This window comes from Janthinobacterium sp. SUN206, assembly GCF_030587305.1.
GTDB lineage: Bacteria > Pseudomonadota > Gammaproteobacteria > Burkholderiales > Burkholderiaceae_D > Janthinobacterium > Janthinobacterium kumbetense.
Map to the genome: position 1 here is coordinate 270,481 of NZ_JAPWIB010000002.1, position 12,798 is coordinate 283,278.

Consider the following 12,798-nt stretch of genomic DNA (forward strand, 5'->3'; position numbering starts at 1 on the left):
CACATGTTGTGTTTATTGGAGGTTTCATGACGACAAATGCAGTTTCCCCCACACGCGGCCAGGTCGATGTCGCCGCGTCCATCAATGAATACCTGGACCGGCGCGACTGGCGTGTCAACGCCAACGCCAACCAGGGTTACTCGCTGGGCGGCCTGATACTCAACGTGTCGGGCAAGGTCATCGCCAACTACTGGCTGGACCAGGTCTATCCGCCGGAAGTGGGCGCGGCGCACCGCGAAGCGGCGCTGCACATCCACGACCTCGACATGCTGGCCGGCTATTGCGCCGGCTGGTCGCTGCGCACCCTGCTGCATGAAGGCTTGAATGGCGTGCCGGGCAAGATCGAGTCCGGTCCGCCGAAACATATGTCGAGCGCCATCGGCCAGATCGTCAATTTTCTCGGCACGCTGCAAAACGAGTGGGCCGGCGCGCAGGCGTTCAGCTCCTTCGACACCTATATGGCGCCCTACATCCGCAAGGACAGCCTGCGCTACGAAGACGTGCGCCAGTACATGCAGGAACTGATCTTCAACCTCAACGTGCCATCGCGCTGGGGCACGCAGACGCCGTTCACCAACCTCACCTTCGACTGGGTCTGCCCGGACGACCTGCGCGAGCAGATTCCCGTCATCGCCGGCCAGGAGATGGACTTCAGCTATGGCGAACTGCAGGCGGAAATGGACATGATCAACCGCGCCTACATCGAGATCATGATGGCGGGCGACGCCAAGGGACGCGTGTTTACCTTCCCCATCCCCACCTACAACATCACCGAGGATTTCGACTGGCATAGCGAAAACGCCGAACGCCTGTTCGAAATGACGGCCCGCTACGGCCTGCCCTACTTCCAGAATTTCATCAATTCGGAACTCAAGCCGAACATGATCCGCTCCATGTGCTGCCGCTTGCAGCTGGACTTGCGCGAACTGCTGAAACGGGGCAATGGCCTGTTCGGTTCCGCCGAGCAGACGGGTTCCCTGGGCGTGGTGACGATCAACTGCGCGCGCCTGGGCCACCTGTGGCGCGGCGACGAGCCAGCCTTGATGGCCGACCTGGACCGCCTGCTGGAACTGGGCAAGACCAGCCTGGAAATCAAGCGCCGCACCATCGAGGAATTGATGCAGCAAGGCCTGTTCCCGTACACGAAACGCTATCTGGGCACCCTGCGCAACCACTTTTCCACCCTGGGCGTGAACGGCATCAACGAGATGATCCGCAATTTCAGCGGCGACGCCTGGGACATCACGACGCCAGAAGGCCACGCGCTGGCCGTGCGCCTGCTCGACCACGTGCGCGCCCGCATGGTGGCCTTCCAGGAAGAGACGGGCCATATGTACAACCTGGAAGCGACGCCGGCCGAAGGCACGACCTACCGTTTCGCCCGCGAAGACCGCAAGCGCTATCCCGCCATCCTGCAGGCGGGCACCGTCGACAACCCGTACTACACGAATTCGTCCCAACTGCCCGTGGGCCACACGGACGACCCGTTCGAGGCGCTGGAATTACAGGATGTGCTGCAGCGCAAATACACGGGCGGCACGGTGCTGCACCTGTACATGACGGAAGCACTGTCCGACGCGAACGCCTGCCGCGAACTGGTGAAACGCGCGCTGAGCCGCTTTTCGCTGCCCTACATCACGGTCACGCCCACGTTTTCCATCTGCCCGCGCCACGGCTACCTGGCCGGCAAGCATGAATTCTGTCCCACCTGCGATGCGGAGCTCATTGCCCGCAAGCAAGCCCAACCTGCTCCATCACTTGAGGAAACGCCATGAATGCACGTCCCGACTTCACTCCCGCCATCACCCTGCTCGATACGGAACGCCAGCGCTGCGAAATCTGGACGCGCGTGATGGGCTACCACCGCCCCGTCGCCTCGTTCAACATCGGCAAGCAGGGCGAATTCCACGAGCGCCAGTATTTTACGGAAGCGAGCGCCCGGGTTGGCCAGCCCGCCTGCCATGGCGGCTGAATTGAAGGTGGGCGGCCTGACGCCCTTTTCCGCCACCGACTATCCAGGAAAACTGGCGGCGGTGGTGTTCGTGCAGGGCTGCCCCTGGCGTTGCGGCTATTGCCACAATCCGCACCTGCAGGCGCGCACGCCGGAAGGCGCCATGCCGTGGCAGGACGTCCTGACCTGGCTGCGCCGCAGAACGGGCCTGGTCGACGCCGTCGTCTTCAGCGGCGGCGAAGCGTGCATGGATCCGGCGCTGGGCCGCGCCATGCAGGACGTCAGGGAACTGGGTTTCGGCATCGGCCTGCACACGGCCTGCATCTATCCGCAGCGCCTGCAGGAAGTGCTGCCCCTGGTCGACTGGGTGGGCTTCGACATCAAGGCGCCGTTTGCCGACTATCGACATGTGACCCGCGTGGCCGGCAGCGGCGACCCGGCGCGCGCCTGCCTGGACGCCATCCTCGCCAGCGGCGTGGCCTACGAATGCCGCACCACCACCCATCCGGACCTGCTGCCGGACGACCAGCTGCTGGCCCTGGCCTCCACTCTGGCCGCCAAAGGCGTCGATAACTACGTGCTGCAGCAATTCCGCGCCGAAGGCTGCGCGGATGCGGCACTGTCCGGGCGCCCCCTGCACGGCTATCCGGCGGCGCGCACGGTGGCGCAAATCGGCGCCATGTTTCCCCGTTTTACATTCCGTAACCATGGCAGTTGAGCCGACAAGCAGATTATTTCGGAAAGCCCCGCAAAATTCCCCGTTCTGCAACGCTGAAATGTCTTGCGTGCTGTAATGTATCAACTGTGCTGCGCACCACGCGCAGCCCGTCAGATTCCTCACACCGCATTACAGATAAGCGTCATCCATGAACGATTTCACCGCAGCCAGCCCAGGCACCCCTTCCACCCATGCCGACATCCTGTACGGCCCGCCGCGACCGGATTTGCTGCGCGAGGAAGTGCTGGCCGACCTGCTGGAAGCGACGGCCCGCCGCTGCCCGCAGCAAATCGCCCTGATCGATGGCGCGCGCCGCATCACGTATGCGCAACTCGATGCCCAGGCGGGCCTGGCCGCGTCGCGCCTGGTGGCGGCCGGCGTGAAGCCGGGCGACATCGTGGGCCTGTGGCTGCCGCGCGGCGCCCATTTGCTGCTGATGCAGGCGGCCATCGCCAAGGCGGGTGCCGCCTGGCTGCCCGTCGATGAAGACACGCCCGTCGAGCGCCTGCAAGTGTGCCTCGATGACGCCAATGGCGCCGGCGTCGTCAGCTGCGCGCATTTCGCGCCACGCCTGGCGGAGGCCAGCGTGGGCCGCCCCGTGTGGACGGCGGAAAGCCTGCTGGCGCCCGCCGCGCCGGGCGAAGTGCTGCCCGCGCGCGGCGCCGTGCTGCCCGAACACCCGGCGTACGTCATCTATACGTCCGGCTCCACGGGAAAACCGAAGGGTATCCTGATCAATCAACGCAGCATCTGCCACTTCCTGCGCAGCGAAAACGCCGTGCTGGAAGTGACGCAGGACGATACCGTCTACCAGGGCTTTTCCGTCGCCTTCGACATGTCGTTCGAGGAAATCTGGATCGCCTACCTGGTGGGCGCCACCCTGTGGCTGGGCCCCAAGGATATCTCGGGCGACCCGGAAGCCTTGCCGCGCGCCCTGACAGAGAACAAGGTCACCGTTCTGCACGCGGTGCCGACCCTGCTGGCCCTGTTCGCCGAGGAAGTACCGAGCCTGCGCCTGATCAACCTGGGCGGCGAGATGTGCCCGGAGTCGCTGGTCGAACGCTGGTCGCGTCCGGGCCGCGCCATGTTCAACACCTATGGCCCTACGGAGGCCACCGTCTCGTGCAGCCTGGCGCGCCTGCGGCCCGGCGAACCGGTCACCATCGGCACGCCGCTGCCCAACTATGGCTTGCTGGTGCTGCAGGTGGCCGAAGCGGGAGAAAACCGTCCCCTGGCCCTGCTGCCTCGCGGCGAGACGGGAGAATTGTGCATCATCGGCCCCGGCCTGGCCGAGGGTTACCTGGGCCGGCCCGACCTGACGGTGGAAAAATTCCTGCCCAATCCCTGGGCGACCAGCGACGATGACGCGCGCCTGTACCGCACGGGTGACCTGGCGCGCATCGATGCGGACGGCCAGGTGCTGTGCCTGGGCCGCGCCGACGACCAGGTGAAAATTCGCGGCTTCCGCGTGGAGCTGGGCGAGATCGAAGCCGTGCTGGCGCAGCAGGCGGGCGTGGGCACGGTGGCAGTATTGCTGCGCAAGGACGACGGCATCGACCAGCTGGTGGCGTATATCGTCGGCAGCGACGAGGCGCCCGAGGACGCCCTGGCGGCGAAAACCCTGCGCACTGCCCTGAACCTGCATTTGCCGCCGTATATGGTGCCGGGCCGCTTTGAATTGCTGCCGCTGATGCCGCGCCTCACTTCCGGCAAGATCGACCGGAAAGCATTAAAGGCCATGCCATTGGCCACGCCGCCCGCAGGCGAGGCGGGCGAATCGGACGTGCCGGAAACGCCGGCCGAAGCGGCCCTGTTCGCGGCGCTGGCCAAGCTGTTTCCTGGCCAGGCGATCTTGCGCCAGCTGGATTTTTTCAGCGACCTCGGTGGCCATTCCTTCCTGGCTGCGCGCCTCGCATCCGCCCTGCGCGCCGATCCGGCCTACGCCCACATGACGGTGCGCGACATTTACCAGAACCGGCAGATCGGCAAGATCGCCGCCGTGCTGGGTGAAGCGCCTGCGCTGGCCACCCCGGAAGCGGAATGGACGCCGCCATCGACCTGGAAGCGCTGGCTGTGCGGCGCCGCGCAGGCGGCGGCCGTGCCTGGCCTCGTCACCCTGCGCATGGCGCAGTGGATGGCGCCCTTCTTCACTTACCACTTCTTCACGGGCGACACGGGCGATACGGTGCCGCGCGCCATCGCTGCCTCGATCGGCGTATTCCTGCTGGCGACGCTGGCCGAATTTGCCATTGCGATTGCCGGCAAGTGGCTGATCGCCGGGCGCCTGAAGCCGGGCAGCTATCCGCTGTGGGGCGTCACCTACTACCGCTGGTGGCTGGCAGACCGCCTGGTCGAATCGGCGCCCGCCTACCTGCTCAGCGGCTCGTCCCTGAACAGCTGGTGGCTGCGTGCGCTGGGCGCCAAGGTGGGCAAGGAAGTCGTCATCGGCTCGATGACCCTGCGCGCGCCTGACCTGCTGGCCATCGGCGACAACGTCAGCGTGGGTAATGCCGTCAACTTTGAAAACGCCAGGGTCGAGCGGGGCCGCCTGTTGCTGGGCCAGATCCGCATCGGCGACGATGCCTGCATCAGCTCTTACGCTATCCTGGAAGGCAATACCAGCGTGGGCGCGTTTGGCCACCTGGAGGGACAATCGGCGCTCGCCGATGGCGCCTCGGTGCCGGCCGGCAGAGTCTGGACTGGCTCGCCCGCGCGCGATATCGGCCCGTTTGACGTGGCTAGCCAGCCGCCGCGCCCCGCCGTCTCGCGCCTGCGCCTGACGGGCGAAACCCTGTTCTTCTGCTTTGGCATGGTCCTCATCGCCGTGCTGTTCTTCATGCCCGTCTTCCCCAGCTTCGTGCTGATCGACTGGTTCGACGAGCGCGAAATGATGCCGTGGCTGCAGGGACGCGACGTGACGACCCAGCTGGCCCGCTACTTCCTGCTGGCCTTCCCCGCCAGCGCCGTGCTGATCGTGCTGACGGCACTGCTGTCGGCCGCCATCCGCTGGGGCGCGCTGCCCCGCTTGAAGCCGGGCAGTTCGCCCGTGCACAGCAATATCTATTGCGCCAAGTGGCTGGTCAGCCATATCCAGGAATCGAGCCTGAACGTCCTGCACGGGATTTACGCCACCGTCTACGCGCCCTACTGGTACCGCCTGCTGGGCGCCAAGGTGGGCAAGGGCGCCGAGATTTCCACGGCGCTGGGCGTGGTGCCCGACATGCTGACCCTGGGCGACGACACCTTCATCGCCGACGCCGTCATGCTGGGCGACGAACAGATCGACGGCGGCTGGATGACCATGCGTCCCACCGTCATCTCGCACCGCAGCTTTGTCGGCAACGGCAGCTACATCCCGGACGGCACCACGCTGCCCGAACACGTGCTGATCGGCGTGCACACGCATGCGCCGCGCAATGAGCAGATGCATAGCGGCGACACTTGGCTGGGCTCCCCGCCCATGCACCTGCCCGCGCGCGAACAGGTCAGCGGCTTTGCCGAGCACCTGACGTTCAAGCCATCGCTGTTGCGCCGCCTGGGCCGCAGCCTGATCGAAGCGTTCCGCATCGTCGCGCCGCACGCGGTGGTGATCGCCGTCGGCTATACCCTGGTGCTGGACGTGATGCCGATCGCGGGCGCCGGGCGCTGGGGCGAGGTGGTGGGCGACCTGGCCATCGCCGGCCTGGCCTACGGCATCGGCAATTTTTTGGTGGTGGTGCTGTTCAAGTGGCTGCTGCTGGGACGCTACCGCAAGCACGCGGCGCCCATGTGGACGCCGTTCGTGTGGATTTCGGAAGGCGTGACGAATCTGTACGAAGGCATCGCCGTGCCCAACTTCATGCGCTACTTGCGCGGCACGCCGTGGCTGCCTCTCGCCTTCCGCCTGTTCGGCTGCAAGATCGGCCGCGGCGTCTACATGGACACGACGGACATCACGGAATTTGACTGCGTGCACATCGGCGACTACAGCGAATTGAACGCCCTCACCTGCCCGCAAACGCATCTGTTCGAAGACCGCGTGATGAAGATCGACCACGTGGAAATCGGCCAGCGCGTCTACATGGGTCCGCGCAGCTCCGTGCTGTACAGCGCCAAGGTGGGCGACAATGCGCGCCTGGGACCGTTGACCCTGGTAATGAAGGGCGAGCACATCCCCGCCGGCAGCAACTGGGCGGGCTGCCCGGCCGCGCCGCTGCGCAGCTGATCGCAGTCGATGAATCGTACGGTGCTCTGGTCTGGAAACGGCGTGCTGGTGATCGGCATCGGCGCCGTGCTGCCGCGCGCCGAAGCCCGCTTGCGCATCCGCGCCGCCGTGCGCGAGGCGCTAGCCCAGTGGCTGAAGCTGGACATCGAGGCGATTTCGGTGGAGTCGACGCCTGGCCAGGCCCCGCGCCTGCTGCTGGCCGGCCGCCCAGCGGGTTTGTCATTGACCCATGACGAGGGCATCTCACTGGCCGCCGTCCATCTGCACGGCCCTGTCGGCCTTGACGTGATGCGGGTGCAGGCTATTGCCGACTGGTGCAATCTGGCGCGCGATTACCTGGGGCCGCAGGTGACACAGGAGCTGGCTTCATTGCCCGATGCTCAACGCCCCTTGGCCCTGGCGCAAGCGTGGACGGCGCGCGAGGCGGCGCTCAAGTGCGCGGGCTTGCCGCTGGCGGAATGGGACGGAGCCGCGCCAGCTTGCCGCCTGCAGCCTTTGAGCTTGGCGGCTCCGTATGTGGCGACCCTGGCATACTAGTCTTCCTTGCCCTCGGCCGCCGCGCCGATCTGGACGAAAATCAGTTTTACAATAATACTGACGAGCAGTCCCAGCACCCCGATCAATTCCAGCATGGCCATTCCTTTGCAGTGACAGCAGACCAGGCCACTGTAACGCGAACCCCGGGGCCAGGCTAATATCAAATCAGGCAGTCACCGATCTCGAAAAGGCATACGATTGATTTCCATCAGACAGTTCCGCTATTTTGTCGAAGTCGTCGATGCGGGCAGCTACTCGCGCGCGGCGGAAAAATTATATATCGCGCAATCGGCCCTGAGCCGGCAGATCAAGGAGCTGGAGGGCGAGGTGCAGGCGCTGCTGCTGACGCGCGACGCGCGCCATATCGAACTGACGCCTGCGGGACAGGTCTTTTATGAGCGGGCCAAACGCATCCTCGAAGATATCGACGAAACCGTGCGCCAGACCCGCCACGTGGGGCAAGGGGCGCAAGGCATCATCCGCCTGCTGCATTCGAGTTCCGTCACCCTCACGCCCGCCATCGGCGCCGTACTGAACCGCCTGCTGGCGCAGTTCCCCGGCGTTTCGCTGGATATCTCCAAGGGATCGTCGGAAAACCAGGCGGCAGACATCGAGGAAGGCCGCGCCGACCTGGGCCTCGTGCGCCTGCCCACCTTGCGCAAGCATGCCAACATCGTCGTACGCGAACTGTACGCGGAAAAGCTGGTGGTGGCCGTGTCAGCGATGTCGCCATTGGCCGCGCTGGAACGCACGACGATCACCGCCCTGCGCGACGAAGCCTTCGTCTCGATCCCGCACAAGGACCGGGGAGGCCTCAGCTACCTGGTGGCGGGCCTGTGCCTAGCGCAGGGATTCTTCCCGAAGGCGGCGCGCGCCCTGTCGCGCAAGACTTCGCAGCTGAACCTGATCGAAGCGAACATGGGCATCGCCATCGTCCCGGACAGCATGCGCCTGGTGGCACCTCCCGGCGTGCGTTTTATTCCCTTGCCGGACGAGGAATCGCATTCCGTCGTGGGATTGATCTCGCCGCGCGCCGCTGGCGACATGGTGGCCGCGTTCACGGAAGCATTCGTGCACGAGATGGCCAAGCTGCCGGCCGATTAGCCTTCCGCATACAGCGCCGCATCCGCGTCGCGCACGGCCGCCATCAGCAAGGCCAGCTTCATGACATCGAGCTTGCCATCCGTGCGTACGCGCGAGCACAGGTCGATGCCGTAGGGGCGTACCTGGCGCAGCGCATCGGCTACGTTGGTGGCGTCCAGCCCGCCGGCCAGGAAGACGGGACGGGGGCTGGCGCGCACGAAGCGCGCGCTGATGCTCCAGTCGTGCGTACGGCCCGTGCCGCCCAGTTCAGGCACGGCAGCGCCGGGACGGCCCGAGTCGAGCAAAAACGCATGGACGTGGGGCGCATAGGCGGGGATCAGCGCCAAAGCCTCGGGCCCCTCCACGTGGATCACCTGCACGCGCCGCACGTGCGGCAGCAAGCGCGCCAGTTCAGCCACCTCGTCCGGGTCGATATGCCCGACGATCTGCACGGTGGACGGCTGCGTGGCGCGCACGTGCTCGGCGATGGATGGCGCCGTCGTCTCGGACGTCAGCAGGAACGTGGCCACGGGCGGCGGCGTCCAGGCGGCGATTTGCGCGATGCGCGCATCGGGAATCGGGCCAGGGCCAGACGGCATGGCCGCCACCAGGCCCAGCGCGTCGGCGCCGGCGGCAATGGCCAGTTGCGCTTCGTCGATGGAAGCGATACAGCAAATCTTGATGCGGGTTCTCATGGCCTGGCGTGTTCAATCGGGATGATCAACATTACAACACAGGGCGGCGCGCGCGCCAAGATACGCGGTCAAGCCCGCGCGCGATTGTGTGCCAGAATGGGGCCTGCCCACTTCCCGAGGAATCCATGGCCGACTACAAGAACCCCAGCTATGTGGCCCGCTCCATGCACCCGCGTTTCGATGAACTGACGTCACCGGGCGACGCCGTGCCGTATTCGGGCATCTACCGCTGCGACGGCTGCGCGCACGAAATCGTCTCGACGGAAGGCCACGTCATGCCGCCGCAAAATCACCATCAGCACAACAGCGAGCAGGGGCCGATCCGCTGGCGCCTGATCGTCAGCCCGCGCTGATTGACAGGCGCCAGGTGGCGGACGATACTTGATTTATCCGGGATCGCCATTGGAAGCCGCGTATGCGCATCGTCGACTTTGAAATCCGCAAGGAGTGCCCGCCGCAGTTGTGCGACTGCGAACGCGAGCGCCTGCTCGACGATCCGCAGGCGGACCTTGCCATCCTGCGCCTGAACCTGACGGAAGAAAAGCGCCTGCTGGCGCATATCGAGGGCATCGCCACCCATGCGCAGTTGCGGAATCTGCAGCAGCGCTTGCGCGACAACCTGGGCGTGGAATTGCAGATTACACCGGGCAGCGGCGAAGTGCGCACCGTGCGCGGTTTCCAGATCCGTCTGCTGGAGCGGCCCGGCCTGTGCCGCAAGACGCGCGCCGCCATTCCGGCCGCCGTACGCCGCTGCCTGGCCGCGCATCCCGAAATCGCGTTTGCAATCCTGAATGAAAACGACTTGCTGGGTGGTGTCTAGACGCCGGCGCGGATGGGAATGACCCGGCCCTTCGCTTCGCGCGCCCGCAACTGTCCGCAGCCGCCCTCCACGTCCTGCCCGGCCGAATCGCGCAATTTGGTCAGTACGCCGCGCGCGTGCAGGGCGGCGGCGATCGCCCGTGCCTTTTCCCAGCTGGGGCGCTGGAACGGCAAGTCGGCTATGGTGTTATACGGGATCATGTTCAGCACCGCATATTTCCCCTTCAAGAGTTCAACGATGCCATCCATCTCGTCTTCGCCATCGTTGACGCCTTCCATCAGGGTCCACTGGTACTGCACCGGGTAGCCCGTCAGGCGCGCATACGACTCGCCAAAGTCCACCAGTTCCTGCGGGGTGAGCCTGGGCGCGCGCGGCAGCAGCTGTTCGCGCAGCTCTCGCTTCGTCGTATGCAGGGACAGGGCCAGCGCCGGCTTGACGCGACCTTGCGGCAGGCGCTCGAAGGCGCGCGGGTCGCCCACGGTGGAAAACACGAGGTTCTTGTGGCCGATATTGCCCTCGGTGCCCAGCAGGTCGATCGCTTCCATCACGTTGTTCAGGTTATGCGCCGGTTCGCCCATGCCCATGAAGACGACTTTTTTCACCGGGCGCAAGGTACGCGCCAGCACCACCTGCGCGACAATTTCTCCACTGGTCACCTGCCGGATCAAGCCGTCGCGGCCCGTCATGCAGAACTGGCAGCCGACGGCGCAACCGACCTGGCTGGACACGCACAAGCCATCGCGCGGCAGCAGCACGCTCTCCACCGTCTGGCCATCGTGCAACCCCACCAGCAGGCGCGCGGAACCGTCGGCGCCCGGGTGGGTGCTGAGCAATTTCAGCATGCCCTGCAATTCCAGGTCGAGCGCGGGCAAGGCCTCGCGCACGGGCAGCGGCAAAAAATCCTCGGCGCGGCGCCGGCCCTGATCGTGCGGCTGCGCCTGTATCCAGTCGCGCAGCACGCGCTGTTCGTGCAGGGGCTTGGCGCCCAGGGCGCGCAGGCGCTGGCGGAGATGATCGATTTGCATGGATTCTGAATAAAAAACGGCGCGCCGGCAGGAATGCGAGGCGCGCCGCGAATGGCAAGGAAAAGGCTTAGACCTTTTTCACGAACTCGGTTTTCAGGCTCATGGAACCGAAGCCGTCGATCTTGCAGTCGATATCGTGGTCGCTGTCGACCAGGCGGATGTTCTTGACCTTGGTGCCCATCTTGACGACACCGCCGCCGCCCTTCAGTTTCAAGTCCTTGATGACGCTGACCGTGTCGCCGTCCTGCAGGATATTGCCGGCCGCATCGCGATACACGCGAGCGCCCTCTTCCGCCGCTTCGCCAGCCGTGGCCGACCATTCATGCGCGCATTCAGGGCAGATCAACTGGCTGCCATCTTCGTACGTGAATTCGGACTTGCATTGCGGGCATGGTGGTAATGTGCTCATTTTATTCTCTGTCTGGTGAACAGCGCGTGCTGTAAAAGCCGACAGTATAGTGCCTACGCCCCGCATCAGCGCGCTTTTTTCGCCATCATTGTCAAGGACGGCGAATAATCTCGATGGTGCTGTGGACAATTTCCTCGTGGATGCCGATGCGCGCGCGCAGCTCGGCACCTGTCAGCGAGGGGTCGCGGCTGACGACGGACAAGGCGCACGAATACAGCTGCTTGCCGACTCGCCACACATGCAGGTCGACGATGCGCGGCGTGTCGCCGGCGCTTTCCACTTCCACCGCCTCGCGGATTTCATCCACCACCGGATGGTCCATTTCTCGGTCCAGCAAGACCTTGCCCGTCTCCTGCATCAGTTTTTTCGCCCACAGCGCCACCAGCGCGGCGCCCGCGATGCCCATCACGGGATCGAGCCAGCTCCAGCCGTAAGCCCACGCGCCGGCCAGCGCAAGGATGGCCAGGACGGATGTGGCGGCGTCGGCCAGCACGTGGATGTACGCGGCCTTCATGTTCAAGTCTTCGCCGTGGCCATGGTGCTCATGGTGACCGTGATGGTCATGATGCCCGTGCTCGTGGCCATGGTCGTGGTGCCCGCCGAGGATCAGCGCGCACACGAGGTTGACAGCCAGGCCGAAAGCCGCCACCGCCATCGCCTGCGGATAGTGGATGGGCTGCGGCGAGAACAGGCGCTCGACGGAAGCGGCCACCATCAGCACGGCCACGCCCAGCAGCAGGATGGCGCTCGTGTAGCCGGCCAGCACTTCGATCTTCCACGTGCCGAAGGCAAAGCGCGGGTCGCGCGCATAGCGGCGCGCGGCCGCATACGCAAACGCGGCCAGGCCGATGGCCAGCGCGTGCGAACTCATATGCCAGCCGTCGGCCAGCAGGGCCATGGAGTTGTACCACCAGCCGGCGACGATTTCCAGCACCATGGTGGCCAGGGTGATCCACATGACGATGCGCGCGCGGCGTTCCGCCTTGTCGCTGGCGGCGCCAAACACGTGTTCATGCTGCCAGGCGGACAGGTCTTCCTTGATGGATGGCGTTTGCATGACGTGCTCCTTATTTGAGGTAGGTGCGCAGGATGCCCGCGATGTCGTCGGCGCCCCTGGCCCGCTCGTCGCCGGAGATATCGGGACTGGCCACGTGCTCGCGCAGGTGTTCTTCGATGACTTCAGCCATCAGGCCATTCACGGCGCCGCGCACGGCCGCGATCAACTGCAGCACTTCGCCGCAGTCGCGCCCCTCTTCCAGGCCCCGTTCCAGCCCTTCCACCTGCCCCTTGATGCGTTTGATCCTGTTCAGCAGCTTGGTCTTGTTGTGCGCCGTGTGTCCCATGGTTCCACTCCGA

At 65.3% G+C, this 12,798-nt stretch carries 13 protein-coding genes; 8 read left to right on the forward strand and 5 right to left on the reverse strand.

The features are described from left to right. The first annotated feature begins 26 nt into the window (after nucleotides 1-26). From O3300_RS14090 to O3300_RS14115, 6 genes are all read left to right on the forward strand, one after another. Nucleotides 27-1,775, forward strand: coding sequence for a ribonucleoside triphosphate reductase (locus O3300_RS14090; RefSeq protein WP_305053301.1), 1,749 nt, complete (start codon nucleotides 27-29; stop codon nucleotides 1,773-1,775). Beyond that, nucleotides 1,772-1,972, forward strand: a complete 201-nt coding sequence (gene nrdD, locus O3300_RS14095) for an anaerobic ribonucleoside-triphosphate reductase (protein ID WP_092712624.1) — start codon at nucleotides 1,772-1,774, stop codon at nucleotides 1,970-1,972. Before O3300_RS14090 ends, nrdD begins: the two co-directional genes overlap by 4 nt. Beyond that, nucleotides 1,962-2,669 (forward strand): anaerobic ribonucleoside-triphosphate reductase activating protein, encoded by a 708-nt coding sequence (locus tag O3300_RS14100; protein ID WP_305053302.1) that lies wholly within the window; start codon nucleotides 1,962-1,964, stop codon nucleotides 2,667-2,669. The genes nrdD and O3300_RS14100 overlap by 11 nt, the downstream gene beginning before the upstream one ends. A 148-nt stretch (nucleotides 2,670-2,817) precedes the next feature. Next, nucleotides 2,818-6,873: a Pls/PosA family non-ribosomal peptide synthetase gene (locus tag O3300_RS14105; protein WP_305053303.1), complete on the forward strand. Its 4,056-nt coding sequence runs from the start codon at nucleotides 2,818-2,820 to the stop codon at nucleotides 6,871-6,873. A 21-nt stretch (nucleotides 6,874-6,894) separates the two neighbouring features. Further along, nucleotides 6,895-7,410, forward strand: coding sequence for a 4'-phosphopantetheinyl transferase superfamily protein (locus tag O3300_RS14110; protein ID WP_305053304.1), 516 nt, complete (start codon nucleotides 6,895-6,897; stop codon nucleotides 7,408-7,410). Nucleotides 7,411-7,608: 198 nt separating this feature from the next. Further along, entirely contained in the window at nucleotides 7,609-8,514 is a 906-nt protein-coding gene (locus O3300_RS14115; protein ID WP_305053305.1) for a LysR family transcriptional regulator, read from the forward strand. Here O3300_RS14115 and O3300_RS14120 read toward each other — a convergent pair. Beyond that, on the reverse strand, nucleotides 8,511-9,188 hold the full coding sequence (locus O3300_RS14120) for a phosphoribosylanthranilate isomerase (protein WP_305053306.1): 678 nt from the start codon (nucleotides 9,186-9,188) through the stop codon (nucleotides 8,511-8,513). The two genes, O3300_RS14115 and O3300_RS14120, sit on opposite strands and share 4 nt — an antisense overlap. 125 nt (nucleotides 9,189-9,313) lie before the next feature. Between O3300_RS14120 and O3300_RS14125 the strand changes: the two genes are divergently transcribed. Together O3300_RS14125 and O3300_RS14130 are read left to right on the forward strand one after the other, a co-directional pair. Next, nucleotides 9,314-9,541 carry a protein L gene (locus O3300_RS14125; RefSeq protein ID WP_099664633.1) on the forward strand — a complete coding sequence of 76 codons (228 nt, stop codon included), beginning with the start codon at nucleotides 9,314-9,316 and terminating at the stop codon, nucleotides 9,539-9,541. A gap of 62 nt (nucleotides 9,542-9,603) precedes the next feature. Then, the gene (locus tag O3300_RS14130) at nucleotides 9,604-10,008 is read left to right on the forward strand and encodes a hypothetical protein (RefSeq protein WP_305053307.1); all 405 of its coding nucleotides are present in this window, start codon (nucleotides 9,604-9,606) and stop codon (nucleotides 10,006-10,008) included. Here the strand turns inward: O3300_RS14130 and O3300_RS14135 are convergent. From O3300_RS14135 to O3300_RS14150, 4 genes are all read right to left on the reverse strand, one after another. Further along, nucleotides 10,005-11,033, reverse strand: coding sequence for an RNA methyltransferase (locus tag O3300_RS14135; protein WP_305053308.1), 1,029 nt, complete (start codon nucleotides 11,031-11,033; stop codon nucleotides 10,005-10,007). The genes O3300_RS14130 and O3300_RS14135 overlap by 4 nt on opposite strands. 67 nt (nucleotides 11,034-11,100) lie before the next feature. Beyond that, nucleotides 11,101-11,442 carry a zinc ribbon domain-containing protein YjdM gene (locus O3300_RS14140; RefSeq protein WP_034784061.1) on the reverse strand — a complete coding sequence of 114 codons (342 nt, stop codon included), beginning with the start codon at nucleotides 11,440-11,442 and terminating at the stop codon, nucleotides 11,101-11,103. 91 nt (nucleotides 11,443-11,533) lie between these two features. Continuing rightward, complete coding sequence (gene dmeF, locus O3300_RS14145; RefSeq protein ID WP_305053309.1) at nucleotides 11,534-12,499, reverse strand: CDF family Co(II)/Ni(II) efflux transporter DmeF; 966 nt, start codon at nucleotides 12,497-12,499, stop codon at nucleotides 11,534-11,536. 10 nt (nucleotides 12,500-12,509) lie between these two features. Then, nucleotides 12,510-12,785: a metal/formaldehyde-sensitive transcriptional repressor gene (locus O3300_RS14150; protein WP_099664637.1), complete on the reverse strand. Its 276-nt coding sequence runs from the start codon at nucleotides 12,783-12,785 to the stop codon at nucleotides 12,510-12,512. Between the last annotated feature and the right edge of the window lie 13 nt (nucleotides 12,786-12,798).

What these genes read in the sequence shown, in the direction of transcription:
- O3300_RS14090 (WP_305053301.1), top strand. Translation starts at nt 27, where the DNA reads ATGACGACAAATGCAGTTTCCCCCACACGCGGCCAGGTCGATGTCGCC.
- nrdD (WP_092712624.1), top strand. Translation starts at nt 1,772, where the DNA reads ATGAATGCACGTCCCGACTTCACTCCCGCCATCACCCTGCTCGATACG.
- O3300_RS14100 (WP_305053302.1), top strand. Translation starts at nt 1,962, where the DNA reads ATGGCGGCTGAATTGAAGGTGGGCGGCCTGACGCCCTTTTCCGCCACC.
- O3300_RS14105 (WP_305053303.1), top strand. Translation starts at nt 2,818, where the DNA reads ATGAACGATTTCACCGCAGCCAGCCCAGGCACCCCTTCCACCCATGCC.
- O3300_RS14120 (WP_305053306.1), bottom strand. Translation starts at nt 9,188, where the DNA reads ATGAGAACCCGCATCAAGATTTGCTGTATCGCTTCCATCGACGAAGCG.
- O3300_RS14125 (WP_099664633.1), top strand. Translation starts at nt 9,314, where the DNA reads ATGGCCGACTACAAGAACCCCAGCTATGTGGCCCGCTCCATGCACCCG.
- O3300_RS14130 (WP_305053307.1), top strand. Translation starts at nt 9,604, where the DNA reads ATGCGCATCGTCGACTTTGAAATCCGCAAGGAGTGCCCGCCGCAGTTG.
- O3300_RS14135 (WP_305053308.1), bottom strand. Translation starts at nt 11,033, where the DNA reads ATGCAAATCGATCATCTCCGCCAGCGCCTGCGCGCCCTGGGCGCCAAG.
- O3300_RS14140 (WP_034784061.1), bottom strand. Translation starts at nt 11,442, where the DNA reads ATGAGCACATTACCACCATGCCCGCAATGCAAGTCCGAATTCACGTAC.
- dmeF (WP_305053309.1), bottom strand. Translation starts at nt 12,499, where the DNA reads ATGCAAACGCCATCCATCAAGGAAGACCTGTCCGCCTGGCAGCATGAA.
- O3300_RS14150 (WP_099664637.1), bottom strand. Translation starts at nt 12,785, where the DNA reads ATGGGACACACGGCGCACAACAAGACCAAGCTGCTGAACAGGATCAAA.